The sequence below is a fragment of the Bradyrhizobium sp. th-b2 genome, assembly GCF_000426785.1.
In the GTDB taxonomy this organism is placed as follows: domain Bacteria; phylum Pseudomonadota; class Alphaproteobacteria; order Rhizobiales; family Xanthobacteraceae; genus Bradyrhizobium; species Bradyrhizobium septentrionale.
Genome location: NZ_AUGA01000025.1, coordinates 35,323 through 49,239, shown reverse-complemented (window position 1 = coordinate 49,239; position 13,917 = coordinate 35,323). Strand labels below are relative to the sequence as shown.

At 64.2% G+C, this 13,917-nt stretch carries 19 protein-coding genes and 1 pseudogene; 10 read left to right on the top strand and 10 right to left on the bottom strand.

Going from position 1 to position 13,917, the window contains the following annotated elements; all coding sequences use genetic code 11:
* Positions 1-64: 64 nt before the first annotated feature.
* The 6 genes from K359_RS63420 to K359_RS63415 form a co-directional block, all read right to left on the bottom strand.
* Positions 65-235, bottom strand: a complete 171-nt coding sequence (locus K359_RS63420; protein ID WP_165123415.1) for a hypothetical protein — start codon at positions 233-235, stop codon at positions 65-67.
* Positions 236-244: 9 nt separating this feature from the next.
* Complete coding sequence (locus tag K359_RS0127565; protein WP_029082207.1) at positions 245-475, bottom strand: hypothetical protein; 231 nt, start codon at positions 473-475, stop codon at positions 245-247.
* Between the two features lie 141 nt (positions 476-616).
* The gene (locus K359_RS0127560) at positions 617-961 is read right to left on the bottom strand and encodes a tRNA-binding protein (protein WP_029082206.1); all 345 of its coding nucleotides are present in this window, start codon (positions 959-961) and stop codon (positions 617-619) included.
* Entirely contained in the window at positions 962-1,588 is a 627-nt protein-coding gene (locus K359_RS0127555) for a LysE family translocator (protein ID WP_029082205.1), read from the bottom strand.
* Positions 1,589-1,605: 17 nt separating this feature from the next.
* On the bottom strand, positions 1,606-2,463 hold the full coding sequence (gene pdxY, locus K359_RS0127550; protein WP_029082204.1) for a pyridoxal kinase PdxY: 858 nt from the start codon (positions 2,461-2,463) through the stop codon (positions 1,606-1,608).
* 10 nt (positions 2,464-2,473) lie between these two features.
* Positions 2,474-2,647 carry a hypothetical protein gene (locus K359_RS63415; protein ID WP_016840760.1) on the bottom strand — a complete coding sequence of 58 codons (174 nt, stop codon included), beginning with the start codon at positions 2,645-2,647 and terminating at the stop codon, positions 2,474-2,476.
* Positions 2,648-3,834: 1,187 nt separating this feature from the next.
* Between K359_RS63415 and K359_RS0127540 the strand changes: the two genes are divergently transcribed.
* From K359_RS0127540 to K359_RS0127500, 7 genes and pseudogenes are all read left to right on the top strand, one after another.
* On the top strand, positions 3,835-4,086 hold the full coding sequence (locus tag K359_RS0127540) for a hypothetical protein (protein ID WP_029082203.1): 252 nt from the start codon (positions 3,835-3,837) through the stop codon (positions 4,084-4,086).
* An 85-nt stretch (positions 4,087-4,171) separates the two neighbouring features.
* Positions 4,172-4,801, top strand: a pseudogene (locus tag K359_RS53175) (FMN-binding negative transcriptional regulator); the annotation flags it as partial.
* 1,103 nt (positions 4,802-5,904) lie between these two features.
* Entirely contained in the window at positions 5,905-6,642 is a 738-nt protein-coding gene (locus K359_RS0127520) for an ROK family protein (RefSeq protein WP_035977228.1), read from the top strand.
* A gap of 123 nt (positions 6,643-6,765) precedes the next feature.
* Positions 6,766-7,026 carry a PepSY domain-containing protein gene (locus tag K359_RS0127515; RefSeq protein ID WP_029082201.1) on the top strand — a complete coding sequence of 87 codons (261 nt, stop codon included), beginning with the start codon at positions 6,766-6,768 and terminating at the stop codon, positions 7,024-7,026.
* Positions 7,027-7,291: 265 nt separating this feature from the next.
* On the top strand, positions 7,292-8,575 hold the full coding sequence (locus K359_RS0127510) for a cystathionine gamma-synthase family protein (RefSeq protein WP_029082200.1): 1,284 nt from the start codon (positions 7,292-7,294) through the stop codon (positions 8,573-8,575).
* Positions 8,576-8,601: 26 nt separating this feature from the next.
* Complete coding sequence (locus K359_RS0127505) at positions 8,602-8,910, top strand: putative quinol monooxygenase (RefSeq protein ID WP_029082199.1); 309 nt, start codon at positions 8,602-8,604, stop codon at positions 8,908-8,910.
* Entirely contained in the window at positions 8,907-9,431 is a 525-nt protein-coding gene (locus K359_RS0127500; RefSeq protein ID WP_029082198.1) for a GFA family protein, read from the top strand. The genes K359_RS0127505 and K359_RS0127500 overlap by 4 nt, the downstream gene beginning before the upstream one ends.
* Positions 9,432-9,457: 26 nt before the next feature.
* On the opposite strand, the gene K359_RS53170 is transcribed toward K359_RS0127500, so the two are convergent.
* Positions 9,458-10,408 carry a LysR family transcriptional regulator gene (locus tag K359_RS53170; protein ID WP_165123417.1) on the bottom strand — a complete coding sequence of 317 codons (951 nt, stop codon included), beginning with the start codon at positions 10,406-10,408 and terminating at the stop codon, positions 9,458-9,460.
* Between the two features lie 159 nt (positions 10,409-10,567).
* On the bottom strand, positions 10,568-10,708 hold the full coding sequence (locus K359_RS61585; RefSeq protein ID WP_156928691.1) for a hypothetical protein: 141 nt from the start codon (positions 10,706-10,708) through the stop codon (positions 10,568-10,570).
* A gap of 309 nt (positions 10,709-11,017) precedes the next feature.
* Here K359_RS61585 and K359_RS0127485 point away from each other — a divergent pair, with 309 nt between their 5' ends.
* Positions 11,018-11,434, top strand: a complete 417-nt coding sequence (locus K359_RS0127485; RefSeq protein WP_029082197.1) for a DoxX family protein — start codon at positions 11,018-11,020, stop codon at positions 11,432-11,434.
* 61 nt (positions 11,435-11,495) lie between these two features.
* On the opposite strand, the gene K359_RS0127480 is transcribed toward K359_RS0127485, so the two are convergent.
* Complete coding sequence (locus K359_RS0127480; protein WP_029082196.1) at positions 11,496-12,503, bottom strand: LLM class flavin-dependent oxidoreductase; 1,008 nt, start codon at positions 12,501-12,503, stop codon at positions 11,496-11,498.
* Complete coding sequence (locus tag K359_RS61580; protein ID WP_156928690.1) at positions 12,481-12,906, bottom strand: hypothetical protein; 426 nt, start codon at positions 12,904-12,906, stop codon at positions 12,481-12,483. The genes K359_RS0127480 and K359_RS61580 overlap by 23 nt, the downstream gene beginning before the upstream one ends.
* Positions 12,907-12,942: 36 nt before the next feature.
* Between K359_RS61580 and K359_RS53165 the strand changes: the two genes are divergently transcribed.
* On the top strand, positions 12,943-13,209 hold the full coding sequence (locus K359_RS53165; protein ID WP_035977225.1) for a hypothetical protein: 267 nt from the start codon (positions 12,943-12,945) through the stop codon (positions 13,207-13,209).
* 317 nt (positions 13,210-13,526) lie between these two features.
* A complete protein-coding gene (gene panD, locus K359_RS53160; protein ID WP_051346452.1) occupies positions 13,527-13,916 on the top strand; it encodes an aspartate 1-decarboxylase in 390 nt (129 codons plus the stop codon).
* Position 13,917: the final 1 nt, after the last annotated feature.

Genomic DNA, 13,917 nt, shown 5'->3' with positions numbered 1-13,917 from the left:
GGTGGCGTTACGCCCGCCGGCCTTTTCTCGTCGCGATGCGGTTTTCGTCGCGAACGACTCGGAACTAGTCGCGCAGCGTGGCTTGCCTGGCGCGGCATTTCGGACCGGGCCCGCGCATGTAATACAGCTCGGGGCGATAGGGGTGGCAGATGCTCTCGATCAGCGCCAGGCAATCCGTAACAAGGCGGGCGAGGCGGCGGCGCAGGGGCTGCAAGGTGAGTTCCATCGATTTCATGACACGCCCTCAGTGCAGCCCGCCGAGCACGGCGGTGAAGGGCAGGTCGAAGATCTCGGTGCCGATGTCGTCGGTGACGTGGACCGCCCAGTTGCGCCAGTCTTCCGCGCTCGGTGTCATCATGTAGCTGCGGGCCAGCTGCTCGGCATACACGCGCACGTCCGTCAGATCCATCGCGGTGCCGATGCGATCCAGGATCACGTGCTTGTCGTCGGAGCAGTGAAAGAAAACTGCAGACATCTTCCAATTCCCATGCCGAAGCGATTCTCACGCACAAAAATAGCAGTGCGCGCGGGCACGGAGAATCCGGGTCATCCCCCATCGGTAAACTACGGGGATTCCTGACGATTTGAATCACGCGGCCGTGATCGGCGGTTAAGGTTAAAAGATCGGCTCGCCGACCGCCACCTCGCTGCGCGGGCCGAGCACGATCACCCTGCCATCTGCGTCCTTCGCCCCGAGAATCAGCAGTTCCGAGGTGAAACCCGCGATGTTCTTCGCACCGAGATTGCAGACGCACACCACCAGCGAGCCGAGCAGCGCCGCCGGCTCGTAGTTGGTGATCTGCGCGCTCGACCACATGATCCGATCAGTGCCGACGTCGACGCCGACCTTGTAAGAGGGATTGCGGGCGCGCGGAAACGGCTGCACCTCGACGACCTTGCCGATCCGGATATCGAGGCGGGCGAAGTCGTCGTAGCTGGCTTGCGGCTTGAGCGGGACCATTCAGCGCTCCTGGAAGGCGAGGCGGACGCCGAGCGCGATATAGATCGTGCCGACCACGCGGCCCTGCCATTGCCCGATGCGGCGATGCCGCCTGATCCACGGGCTGATCTGGCCGGCGGCGAGCGCGAGCAGCGAGGTGTAGGCCGCGCTCATCGCGACGAAGATCAGGCCAAGCGTCGCGAACTGCGCCACCGCCGAGCCGTGGCCGGGGTGGACGAACTGCGGCAGGAAGGCGAGGAAGAACAGCGCGGTCTTCGGATTGAGCATTTCCGCCCAGATCGCCTGCCGGAACGCGCGCCGCGGATCGACCGGCTGCGGCGCCGGCAGATGCAGCTCGTCATTCTTCTCGAACAGAGCGCGGACGCCGAGCACGATCAGGTAGATCACGCCGGCATATTTGACGATCGAGAACGCCAGCGCCGAGGTCATCAGCACGGCCGACAGGCCGAACGTTGCCATCGCGGTGTGGACGAGGTCGCCGAGCGCGATGCCGAACCCGGTCGCGACGCCGACGCGTCGCCCGCCGGTCACCGAGCGCGCGAGCACCAGCAGCACGGCCGGCCCGGGGATCAGGAACAGGCCGAGCACGACGGCGGCGAAAGTGAGGAGGGTGGTGATATCGATCATCGGACGTGTCCCGGATGTCAGGCAGCGGAAATGGCGATCGTTGCGAAGCGTGGCTTCGGATCAAGCATCACGTCGGCGCTTTCGACAATGCGCATTTCCTCGGTTCCCCTCTGCGCCGTACGCTGCAGCACGCCGTGGATGCCTGACGCGGCATGGCTGAGCGCGTCCGGCGTCGCGAGGCCGCGCACGCGGGCGGCGACGAACAGCGCGGCGAACAGGTCGCCAGTGCCGGACGGGCTGATCGGCACCCGTGGGGTGCGCACGCGCCACGCGCCGGTACGCTCGATCGCCAGCGTCTCGATCTCGCCGTCGGGCGTGCCGGCAAGCTCGGCGCTGGTGATGACGATGGTCGCGGGTCCCCGCGCCATCAGCTCGCGGGCCTGCGCGACAATTTCATCGGTCGTGGTGACGCGCGCGCCGCAGAGGAATTCGAACTCGAAATGGTTGGGCGTGATGATGTCGGCGAGCGGGCAGAGCTGGTCGCGCACCAGCGGCGGAATATCTTGTCGGACGAACATGCCGCGGTCGCGATCGCCGAGCACGGGATCGCAGCAATAGAGCAGACCCGGGTTCGCGGCCTTGGCGCGGGTGACGAAATCGGCGACGTCGACGGCGATGTCGGCCGAGCCGAGATAGCCCGACAGGATCATCCGCGCGCGCTCGACCGCGCCGCGCTCCTCGATGCCGCGCAAGAGGTCGGCGACCAGCTGCACGTCGAGCACCCGGCCGCGGATGGTCGGATAGCCCGGCCGGTTGCTGAGCAGCGTGGTCGGCACGGCGACGACATCGATGCCATGCAGCTGGATCGGAAAGGTGGCAGCGCTGTTGCCGACGTGGCCCCACGCGACCTGCGACTGGATCGAGATGACGGTCATGTCGTCCGCATCACCCGAACAGCGCGGCATAGATCACGTAGAGCCAGCCCAGGATGCCGTGGATGATCGCCCACAGGATCGAATGGTTCTTGGTGTAGGAGATCGCAATCGCCAGCGCCGAGCCGAATCCCACGCCATATTTCGCACCCTCGACGCGGACGCCATAATATCGATTGCCGTTCATAGTGGTCCTTCCAGCGGGAGGGCGTGAGACTGGTGACAGCGTAACCCGCCGATATCAGCGAGTTCAACGGCGGATCGCGCCTTTGCGCGGGGATGACGGGGTAGGTTCGGATTCGAATGTCAAACAGCTCGTTCGGTGTCATCACCCGCGGATGCGGGTGATCCAGTATTCCAGAGGCTCTGGTGCTTGAGCCGAGAGGCCGCGGCGTACTGGATCGCCCGGACGAGCCGGGCGATGACAGATGTGGATGAGAAAGCAGCTTCGTGTTCGTCGCGCGACTTTCTCCGCACACTCCACCGTCGTCCCGGCGAAGGCCGGGACCGATAACCACAGGGTTGTGTTGTTGGAAACAGGCTGTTGCCCCAGCGTCACGCAACAATCGGCATTTGTGGTTATGGGTCCCGGCCTTCGCCGGGACGACACTGAATTTGTTGCGCCACTTGTGAGCCACACATCTGCATTCTCGCGACATGATTTGTCCGAGCCTTGCATTTTGTTCCGCCCTCTCTCTCGCAGAGGGCGCAGGGAAAGCCGGGTGCCGATCGCACCCATGGGTCCAACAAAAAAGCACGGGAGGTAGGACCACAGGTGTAACCGGGAACATCCCGGCTTTCCCTGCGCGATGGTTGTACGGCTTACTTCGTGCTCTCCCCGGCGAGACTGGGCTTGTTTGTCACCGCCTTCGCGAGGATGCTTCGCATCTCGCGGGGGACACCGGCCGCTAGGGCGTCAGGACCACACGACTTCACCGTCCGCGTCACACGCATTCGTCGACTGCGCGCTCGGCGTCCACCGCATCTCACCGCAACACCCGTGACGATCGCGAAGCGCCCCTCGATCGGGTGAGACGGGGCAATTGAACATCTGAGTTGGGTGAAACGCCAAGCGGAATATTTTCTTATGCCGATATTGACAGGTTTTGCCGAGTTGCCCGTCGGGTTGATTTGTCGCAGGCGGCGCAACCGGATTTGATTTGCGGCCCTGTGCGGGGGATCTCGCCGGTCACGGTCCGATCAACCGATTGTGTCGGATTGCAGTGGAAGAGGATGCACGGTTCGACCGTCCTGTATCCAAACGCTTGCCCCATGGCGTCGGAACCAGCCGGCGGTCGATCATGGTGTGAGCGCGAACCGATCGGCAGGCGGGCAAGCAATGCCCCGGCGTGCCTGATACAAAAGGAGTAACTCATGATCAGGATCAAACACATCGCGGCGGGATTGGCCGCTCTCGCCATGCTGACGACATCGGCAATCGCGCACGAAGCCCCGACGGCCGGGCCATACGCGTTCGCGAAGGGTCATGCCGGCGCCGCTGCCGCCAGCCACTGGAGCGGCGGACCTCCGCACATGGCGGCTCCGCGCTTCGGCGAGTCCGACGCGCAGCCCCGCGACCTGCCCGGCGGCGTCTGCGATGTCGGCGACAACGCGATGATCTGCTGAGCCTGATGGTGCATGGCGGTGATATCAGACGAAACTTGCGCTAGCCTTGCTGGGTCGTCTCTCTCCAGCCGCGAGCGCCGCCGCCATGCACATCCTCCGACCCCAGTTTCGCATCGAGGACGACCGCGCGCTGGCCTTTGCGGCGGCGCGCGGCTTCGGCGCCATCGTCGCCGCCGATGCGCGCGGCCCGCGGGCCTCCCACGTACCGTTCGTGATCGAGCGGCGCGACGATCGCGTGATCGTGCAGATCCATCTCACCGCGAAGAACCCGCTGGTCGAGCTTGCCGACGGTGTCAGGCGCTTCCTGCTGATCGTCTCCGGTGACGACGCCTATATTTCGAACGACTGGTATGTCTCGCGCGACAACGTCTCGACCTGGCTCTATCAAGTGGTGCATTTGTCCGGCGTCGCGCAACTGCGCGGGCTCGACGAGAACCGCGGCCATGGCGATGCGCTGCTCGCGGCCTCCGAGGCGCGGCTGCCGAAGCAGCCCTGGGACCTCGCGCAGATGGAGCCCACCAAGCGCGAACAGATGCTGTCGGCGATCCGGGTGATCGATCTCGTCGTCGACGAGATCGAGGGCCAGTCGAAGCTCAATCAGCACAAGAGCGATGCGGACTATGTCGCGCTGGTCAATCGCCTCGCGGATGCGGAGGAGACGGCAAGCCGCCGGCTGGCCGCGAAGATGCGCGCGCTGCGGCCGGAGCTTGAATATGGGAAGGAACTTGTCCGGTGGGTCGCGGGCAAGGCTGATGGGTCAAGTGAGGCGCCCGCCGAGCACGGGACGAGAATATCAAACGACGAGAGGCCAAAGCTCAACCTTCGATCCGGTGATTATCCGGTTCGAAACAGAGACGATGCTGGTTTGCCACCTGCGAAGCCTATCCGGACTCAAGAGCAGCTTGAACCGTTGGCGCGACAGGTTGCTTTAAATGACGAACTCATGGAGCGATTTCGCAAGGTGGTCGGCTCGAACGACCAAGAGCGCAGCTTGACAGTAATAGACGACATATGGACCTTCTCGAAGAGCATCGATCCAACTGTCTCGCATTCTGAGGCGACCCGCATGACCCTCGTGCTGTTGAAAATTGTCGAGCAGGAGCGCGCGTCCAAGTGAGCTACAGCGCGTAGGGCGGGTTAGTGAAGCGTACCCGCCGCATTGATGTCGTGCAGAGATGGCGGATTACGCTTGCGCTAAACCACCCTACAAATCGATCAGCACCGAAGTCACGCAAACGTATTGTTAAGAATCGCGTCGAGCTGATTTGCGCGATTCCGATTCGTTCTTTGCGAACAAAACGGAGTCGGATGAGGTACGGAACGCGGCGCGCGATCCCATGTAGCCCGCATGAGCTTCGCGATATACGGGGAGCCGCCACGGAGGGGTCCCGGATGTTGCTTCGCTCATCCGGACCACGCAGTCCGATCCAGCCTTTCGCATTGTGAAGACGGGTGCATACTTCTTATTAAGATTCGTTTCGCGCTGATTTTTCGATTCCGATTCGTTCCTCGCGAACAAATTGGAGTCGGATGGAGAACGCGCTTGTGGTGCTATTCGTCGCTCTGCCCGTGAGGCAACTGAACGCAATGCGCGTGGAGTACCGCATGATATTCCGCGCCGAGCGCAATAATCCCACCATGACACAACATCACTTGCCCGGGCGCGACCCGTGAATACATCTTTTTAACGCTTGAACTGCGCTGATTTTTTCGATTCCGATTCGTTCCCCGCGAACAAATTGGAGTCAGATGCAGAACGCGGCTGTGGCGCGCGATGCGTTTCTCTGCTCCACTTGGCGCGCAGGAGAGTGCGGATTGATGGCCAGGAAGACAGCCAAGAAGGCAACCAGGAAAGCGAGAAAGCCCGCGTCGCGGCGCACGGTGCTGGCGATCGACATTGGCGGCACGCATGTCAAGGTGATGACCGACAGGGAGCGCATCAGGCGCGAGTTCGAGTCGGGTCCAAATCTGTCCGCGACCGAGATGGTGCGACAGGTCAAAGCGCTGACCAAGGACTGGTCCTATGATGTGATCTCGGTCGGCTATCCCGGGCCGGTGGTTCACAACCGTCCGCTCGCCGAGCCGCACAATCTCGGCCGTGGCTGGGCCGGCTTTGATTTTCACGCAGCGTTCGGACGTCCGACCAGGGTCGTGAACGACGCGCTGATGCAGGCGATCGGCAGCTACCAGGGCGGGCGGATGCTGTTTCTCGGTCTGGGCACCGGGCTCGGCTCCGCGATGATCGTCGAAGGCGTGTTCGAGCCGATGGAGCTGGGTCATCTGCCGTACCGCAAGGGCGAGACGTTCGAGGACTATGTCGGCGCCGCAGGCCTCGAGCGTCGTGGCCGGAAGAAATGGCGCAAGAGCGTCGACGACGTCATCGCGCGCCTGTCGGCGGCGCTGGAGCCCGACTACATCGTGCTCGGCGGCGGCAATGCCGACAAGGTCGACAACCCGCCGCCCAAGGTGAGGTTCGGCGACAATGCCAACGCATTCGAGGGCGGCTTCCGGATGTGGAAGAAGGGCACGGGCAAGGCGAGCAGCGCGCCGCGTTGACGCTGGAAGCGCCACCAAATTGCCGCAACTGCCGAAGTTTCACGCTGCTCCGTCATCCCTGTTCCCGGAACTGATCGGGTGCGCCGCTCGTTTTATGCGGCATAACATCCATGAGGAGTGACAATGCGAAGCTTGATTATTCCACTCGTCGCGGCGCTTGCGATCGGCGCGGCGACGCCGGCGATGGCCTTTGATTCCGGCAGCCAGATCTCGATGGAGGCGGCGCTCGACGTCGCGACCAATCTCGGCATCGTGACGGTGTCCAACACCCAGTTCCTCGGCGACGAGTGGGAGGTCGAGGGCCGCGACCGTCTCGGCCGCTGGATGCAGGTCGATGTCGACGCGCGGACCGGCGAGGTGCGCAATGTGGACCGCGGCTGGTAGCCGCGTCCTCTCTCGGTGTGAGCAAGTCACACGTAGCCCGCATCGGCGGCTTTTCTTGTGTCAGCCGGCAGGTGACACGCGCGACCCGCGATACTGACTACGGTTTTCGGACGGCCGGCGGCGCAGGGCGCACGCCGGCCGTTTGTTATCCAGAACTGCACGATGCCGTGCTTTGGCGGAATGGCACAAAGGTGGAGTATGCTTGCGGCAGATTCTTAAGGTCCGGCCGCCGATGCGGCTCCCCCTCAAGACAAGGAGACAGGCCGTGGTCAAACCGTTTCCGTCCAGAACCCACATCGGCAACCACTTGCTGCATCCGGAAACCCAGATGCTGAATTACGGCTACGACCCGCAATTGTCGGAGGGCGCGGTCAAGCCGCCGGTGTTCCTGACCTCGACCTTCGTGTTCCGGACCGCCGAGGACGGCAAGGACTTCTTCGATTTCGTCGCAGGCCGGCGCGAGCCTCCGGAGGGCATGGGGGCAGGGCTGGTGTATTCCCGCTTCAATCATCCGAACAGCGAGATCGTCGAGGATCGGCTTGCGATCTATGAGCGCACCGAGAGCTGCGCGCTGTTTTCCTCGGGCATGTCGGCGATCTCGACGACGATCTTCGCCTTTGCGCGGCCCGGCGACGTGATCCTGCATTCGCAGCCGCTCTATGGCGGCACCGAAACGCTGTTCACCAGGACGCTCGCGGGCTTCTCGATCAGCGCGGTGGGCTTTGCCGACGGCCTCGACGAGAGCGTCGTCCGCGCTGCCGCTGACGAAGCGATGAAGAAGGGCCGGGTTGCGATGATCTTCATCGAGACCCCAGCCAATCCGACCAACGGCCTGGTCGATATCGCGCTCACGCGTCGCATCGCCGACATGATCGGCAAGGCGCAGGGCTTTATCCCGATCATCGCCTGCGACAACACGCTGCTCGGGCCGGTGTTTCAACGGCCGATTGAGCACGGCGCCGACCTCTCGCTGTACTCGCTGACCAAATATGTCGGCGGCCATTCCGACCTGATCGCGGGCGCAGCGCTCGGCTCGAAGAAGCTGATGAAGGACGTCAAGGCGCTGCGTGGCGCGATCGGCACCCAGCTCGATCCGCATTCCTGCTGGATGATCAGCCGCTCGCTGGAGACGCTGAGCCTGCGCATGGAAAAGGCCGACCGCAACGCAAGGATCGTCGCCGACTATCTGCGCGACCATCCCAAGGTGGCGCAGGTGCATTATCTGGCGCACCACGATGCGGCCTCGCTTGCCGGCCGCGTATTCGCCAGCCAGTGCTCCGGCGCCGGCTCGACCTTCGCCTTCGACATCGTTGGCGGGCAGGAGGCCGCGGAGAAATTCCTCAACAGCTTGCAGATTTTCAAGCTCGCGGTGAGCCTCGGCGGCACCGAGTCGCTCGCGAGCCTGCCGGCCACGATGACGCATTCCGGCGTGCCGGCCGATATCAGGAAAAAGATCGGCGTCCTGGATACGACGATCCGGCTCTCGATCGGGATCGAGCATCCGTCGGACCTGGTGGCCGACATCGCGCAGGCGTTGAGCCGAGTGTAGCAAGTGCGCAGGGCAGGAGAAGCAGCATGTTGACGATCACGGCGGTCATCAGGGCCAAAAAGGGCCACGAGGCAACGATGCGTCAGGCCCTGCTCGATGTCGTCGACCATGTGCGGGCCAATGAGCCTTCCACCATCGGCTATTACGTGTCGCAGGATGCGTCGGATCCCTGCGTGTTCGCGACCTATGAGCGATATCTGGATCAGGCGGCCATGGACGGACACAACAATTCGCCGGCCGTGGCGCAGTTCTTCGATATTGCGAAGTTGATCCTCGACGGCGATGTGATCATCGTGTCGGCGAACGAGATTGCGAGCAAAGGCGATGCGAAATGACCGATGAGCGCGCCTCGGCATCGTGCCGCTGCGGCAGGGTCGCGCTCGAGATCGCAGGATCCCCAATCCTGCGGGGCATCTGCTATTGCGCGAGTTGCCAGCAGGCGGGGCGGCGGCATCAGGCGGCCTCCGGCGCCGATGCTGTTTTGGCCGAGGATGGTGGCACGGACTACGTGCTGTATTGCAAGGATCGCGTGCGCTGTAGCAGTGGCGGAGAGCTCCTGGAGGAGCGGCGGTTGAAGCCGGAGTCGCCGACGAGACGAATGGTCGCGCGCTGTTGCAACACGGCGATGTTCCTCGACTTCACCAAGGGGCATTGGCTCTCGGTCTATCGTGGCCGCTTGCCCGGCGATATCCCGCCGGCAACCATGCGGATGATGACGGCCGACCGGCCCGAGGGTGTGATCTTGCCGGACGATATCGCCAACTATCCAGGCCACTCCGGAAAGTTCATGCTGAAGCTGCTCGGTGCGTGGATGGCGATGGGGTTCAGGCGGCCGGGCTTCGAGGGCGTGCCGTAGGCGTACCCTACGCCCGCCACACCGGACTAGATCTGGGCCTTGAGCGCGGTGGCCAGAAAATCGATGGTGGCGCGAACGCCGGGCAACATGCCGCGCCGGGACGGAAACACGAGATGGATGATGCCGTCCTTGATGCTCCAGTCCGGCAGAACGCGGACCAGCCTGCCTTCGCCGAGTGCGCCCTGACATTCAAGTTCGGGCAGCAGCGCGATGCCGATCCCGGCCTGGGCCGCCTGGATGAGAATGGTGAAGTCTCCCGCTGAAACCTTCGGTTCGATCGCGACCGAGGCCTTTTGCCCGCGCGGGCCCGAAAGCTCCCATGTGCGCGGGCCCGGCGTTTCCGTGGCATCGAGGATTGGCAGCCCTGCAAGATCGCCTGCCGTCTTGGGCGCCCCGTGCTCCCTCAGCAAGGCCGGGCTCGCGACCAGAATCCTCCGGGTGGTCCCGATCCTGCGCATCTGCATCTCACTGTCGGTATCGAGGCTGTCGCGGATGCGAATGGCGACGTCGACCTGCTCCTCGATCAGGTTGATCGGCCGGTTGGTGATGAGGAATTGCGCCCGCAGGCGTGGATATTTGGCGAACAGCTCGGGCAATTTCGGCGCCAGCGCCCGTTGCACGCCGACCGGACAACCGATGCGGACCAGGCCCTGCGGTTCGGATTTCATCCGCAAGGCGACTTCATCGACGGCCTCCGCGGCATCGACCACGGTTTGCGCGTAGCGATAGACGTCGCGGCCGACGGCCGTGATGCTCAGGCGACGGGTCGAGCGTTCTATCAGGCGAACGCCGAGCTGCTCCTCCAGCAACGCGACATGGCGGCTGATCCTGGACTTCGGCAGGCGGAGCGCGCGCGCCGCCGCCGAAAACCCCTCGTGCTTGACCACCGCCGCGAAGAAATAGAGATCGTTGAAGTCCCGCATGGGAGGCGCTACCGGCTCCATTCCGCCCGTATCGGGCGGGACCAGAACATCCATCCGCATCATAGTTCCCTTCGATTTTCAACGCCGAATCGCTGCCGTCGGCCGCAACGCCGCGCGACAGGCATCGGAGCGGACGCTAATGCTCCGCCGATCTCCGCGCCGCTATGGCCGTGCCGGCGGGCCTGTGGCCGGTGCGAGAGCCTAGTCGCGGCTTCACCAGCCATCGTCCAGGCTGGTCTTGGGCGTTGCGATGTCGCCATCGTCGTCGTCATCGTCCCGGATCACCGGCGTCAGACAAGCGTGCTGGAAACTGCGCAGGGCGTTGATCAGGTTGTTCTTCAGGATGTCGCACATGGTCCGTCTCCTTCGATGCACAGCGTTATAGGGACGATCGATCGGCCGCATTAGCCGGCGTTTGTCAGACGCAGCGTTCCACTGCCTGAACGATTTTGCGCGATCCGGCCCGTCGCCCGGGGCGGCATCGGTTCGCCGGTCCGGCGCGATCGTTCTCCTGGTGGAACGATCCGTCTGAAACTGGCCGACTAATCGATCGGCCGATGCAGGGCGATAACGAGGGGGAAGCGGACAGCAAAGCGGTTCGCGACCGGCGGGGCCACGGAAGGCGCTCGCCGCACTCATTCACCCGAACAAGGACACACGACCATGAGCGCTACCACTTATCTTCCCTTCGCCGGCCGTCTTCTCATCGGCCTGCCGTTCGCCATGAGCGGCCTCGGCAAGCTCGGCGCGTATGCAGCCACCACCGGCATGATCAGCGCGGTTGGCCTGCCGTTCCCGCCGCTGGCCTTTGCGGTGGCGGTTGCCGTCGAGCTCGGCGGCGGCCTGCTGCTGATTGCCGGCTATCAGACCCGCGCCGTGGCGCTGGCGCTCGCCGTGTTCTCGGTCGCGGCCGCGGTCGCGTTCCACAGCAATTTCGCCGACCAGAACCAGATGATTCATTTCCTGAAGAACGTGATGATGGCGGGCGGACTGCTGCAGATCACGGCGTTCGGCGCCGGCGCTTTTAGCCTGGACAACCGCGCGAAGCACGCGGTGCCGCAAACTGCCGCTGCTCACTGAGCAGGACGCGAACCTGAACCGCTGCTGCGCCAAAGCGGCAGCGGTCGGGCGCGTGAGGAGGTCAGGCGGCCTTGATCCCGCCGGCCTTGATTCCGCCAGCCTCGGCGATCAGCTCGAACGACCGCAGCCGCTTCTGGTGATCGTAGACATCGGACACGATCATCAGCTCGTCGGCGCCGGTCTCTGCCACCAGCGCGTCGATCCCGGCACGCACTGTGTCGGGCGAGCCGATGATGGAGCGCTCCAGCATCCGCATCGCCTGGACCTTTTCCGATGGCGACCAGTAGGTCTCGATGTCGTCGATCGGCGGCTGGCTGAGGCCGCGCGCGCCGCGGAAGATATTGGTGAACGACATCTGCTGCGTGGTCGCAAGCCGCCGCGCTTCTGCGTCGGTGTCGGCGGCGATGATGTTGACGCCGACCATGGTGTAGGGGCGCTCGAGCTGCTCCGACGGCTTGAAGCGGGCACGGTAGATCTGCAGCGCCTGGATGAGGAGCTCGGGAGCAAAATGCGAGGCGAAGGCGTAGGGCAGGCCGAGCTCGCCGGCCAGCATTGCGCCAAAATTGCTCGAACCGAGAATCCACAGCGGCACGTCGGTGCCCGCGGCCGGCACCGCCTGGATGCGCTGGTTGGGACCGGCGGCCGCCAGGAAGGCCTGCACCTCAAGCACGTCCTGCGGAAAATTCTCGGCGGATTCCGGCGTGCGGCGGAGCGCGCGCAGCGTCAGCTGATCCGTCCCCGGCGCGCGGCCGAGCCCGAGGTCGATACGATCGGGAAACAGCCGCGCCAGCGTGCCGAACTGCTCGGCGATGACGTAGGGCGCGTGGTTCGGCAGCATGATGCCGCCGGCGCCGACCCGGATGGTTTTCGTGCCCGCCGCGATATGCCCGATCACGACCGACGTCGCGGCGCTCGCGATACCCGCCATGTTGTGGTGCTCGGCCACCCAGATGCGGCGATAGCCCAGCGCCTCTGCATGCACGGCGACATCGCGCGCGTTGTACAGCGCGCCGCGCGCATCGGTCTCCTCAGTGACGCGGACGAGATCAAGGATGGACAGTGCGGTCACGGGAGCTCCGGAACAGGCGGTGCGTGGGGGACGAGGCCGGTGGTATCAGGCTGTGTCCGGGTGAGGGCGAAGCGGCCGATATCAGCCGGTTCGTCCGTCCCATATGGATAGTGTCGCTGAGCGGGTCAATCTGCCGAGCCCGATCGGTGATCGACTGGCAGCGTTGCGCGACGACATCGATGTCAAATCGTCGTCCGTCGCGTGGCGTGATCATCGTGTCGATCGCAAAAGCGCGCTGCGCGTCGACGTCGCGCAGCACAGCGCGCCGATCCCTGTTCGCGTCACGCGCTGTGCCGACAGGGCGGCGACCCGCGCCTGTCATGCGATTCGATGCACTTGCATCCATCATCACAAAATTGTGCAATGCGTCATGTATGGTATTGCGGTGCAGCAAATCGAGCATTAGCTCGATATTCCAATGCTATCGAGGAGAAGTGACGTGAAGAAGATCTCTCTGTCCATCGCGGCCGCTATTGTCGCGATGACCGCTGTGACCGCCGGCGCGGCGGAGCTGCCGGCCTATGAAAAGGCGGGCTTGCCGATCTCGCCCGTGCAGGTCCAGCTGCTTGGTGCGGCCGGTGTCCAGCAGCAGTCGGCGGTGGCGAATTCGGCCACGCCGCATCAACGCAGCGTGCTGACGCCGCGCAAGGTCACGACCGCGACCGCGCCGGGCCAGACCGAAACGGTCGGACGCTCCACGCGCTGAGGACAACGAACAGGGCGGGTTGGCCAACGGGGCCGCACAACGCGCGTTCCCCGGGCCAATCCGCCTTTCGCTCGCTGCCTGCCAAGGAATTGCGAGATAAGAATCTGCTCCCTGATCGCGGATCTGCAGCGCGATCGTTCTCGGATCGTTGCGATCCGTAGCCCATTCCCACCACAGCGATCCGCAATCTCAGGATAATCGTATCGATGCAACGCCGCACGCGCGGCGCGCCGTCGCACCGCGACGATTGACCCGGCGTCGTGAGGCCCGTATTGGCGAGCACGAAAATTCCGACGCAACGATACGGGATGGCCTCGATGCAAGTGACTTTGATGAAGGGCAAGATTCATCGCGCGCGTGTCACCGAAGCGGACTTGCACTACGAGGGATCGATCTCGATCGACCGCAATCTGATCGAGGCCGCCGGCTTCCTGATCAACGAACGCGTCGACATCTACAACATCGACACCGGTGCGCGGTTCTCGACCTATGTGATCGAGGCGCCGGCCGGCTCCGGCACCATCGGCCTCAACGGCGCCGCCGCGCGCCTGGCGATGGCGGGCGACAAGGTGATCATCGTCGCCTATGCCGGCTTCGATGCCGAGGAGGCGCGCCGGTTTCGGCCGCGCGTGGTGATCGTCGACGAGAACAACCGGCGCGTGGAGCCGGCTGGCGTTTCAGCGGCTGTCGCGCTGGCCGACGCGTAGG

Coding starts and splice junctions, on each gene's coding strand:
- K359_RS0127565 (WP_029082207.1), bottom strand. CDS start 475: ATGTCTGCAGTTTTCTTTCACTGCTCCGACGACAAGCACGTGATCCTG.
- K359_RS53170 (WP_165123417.1), bottom strand. CDS start 10,408: ATGGATGTTCTGGTCCCGCCCGATACGGGCGGAATGGAGCCGGTAGCG.
- K359_RS61585 (WP_156928691.1), bottom strand. CDS start 10,708: ATGTGCGACATCCTGAAGAACAACCTGATCAACGCCCTGCGCAGTTTC.
- K359_RS0127520 (WP_035977228.1), top strand. CDS start 5,905: ATGGCCAGGAAGACAGCCAAGAAGGCAACCAGGAAAGCGAGAAAGCCC.
- K359_RS0127540 (WP_029082203.1), top strand. CDS start 3,835: ATGATCAGGATCAAACACATCGCGGCGGGATTGGCCGCTCTCGCCATG.
- K359_RS63420 (WP_165123415.1), bottom strand. CDS start 235: ATGAAATCGATGGAACTCACCTTGCAGCCCCTGCGCCGCCGCCTCGCC.
- K359_RS0127560 (WP_029082206.1), bottom strand. CDS start 961: ATGGTCCCGCTCAAGCCGCAAGCCAGCTACGACGACTTCGCCCGCCTC.
- K359_RS0127515 (WP_029082201.1), top strand. CDS start 6,766: ATGCGAAGCTTGATTATTCCACTCGTCGCGGCGCTTGCGATCGGCGCG.
- panD (WP_051346452.1), top strand. CDS start 13,527: ATGCAAGTGACTTTGATGAAGGGCAAGATTCATCGCGCGCGTGTCACC.
- K359_RS0127500 (WP_029082198.1), top strand. CDS start 8,907: ATGACCGATGAGCGCGCCTCGGCATCGTGCCGCTGCGGCAGGGTCGCG.
- K359_RS0127505 (WP_029082199.1), top strand. CDS start 8,602: ATGTTGACGATCACGGCGGTCATCAGGGCCAAAAAGGGCCACGAGGCA.
- K359_RS0127555 (WP_029082205.1), bottom strand. CDS start 1,588: ATGATCGATATCACCACCCTCCTCACTTTCGCCGCCGTCGTGCTCGGC.
- K359_RS61580 (WP_156928690.1), bottom strand. CDS start 12,906: ATGCTCGATTTGCTGCACCGCAATACCATACATGACGCATTGCACAAT.
- K359_RS63415 (WP_016840760.1), bottom strand. CDS start 2,647: ATGAACGGCAATCGATATTATGGCGTCCGCGTCGAGGGTGCGAAATAT.
- pdxY (WP_029082204.1), bottom strand. CDS start 2,463: ATGACCGTCATCTCGATCCAGTCGCAGGTCGCGTGGGGCCACGTCGGC.
- K359_RS0127485 (WP_029082197.1), top strand. CDS start 11,018: ATGAGCGCTACCACTTATCTTCCCTTCGCCGGCCGTCTTCTCATCGGC.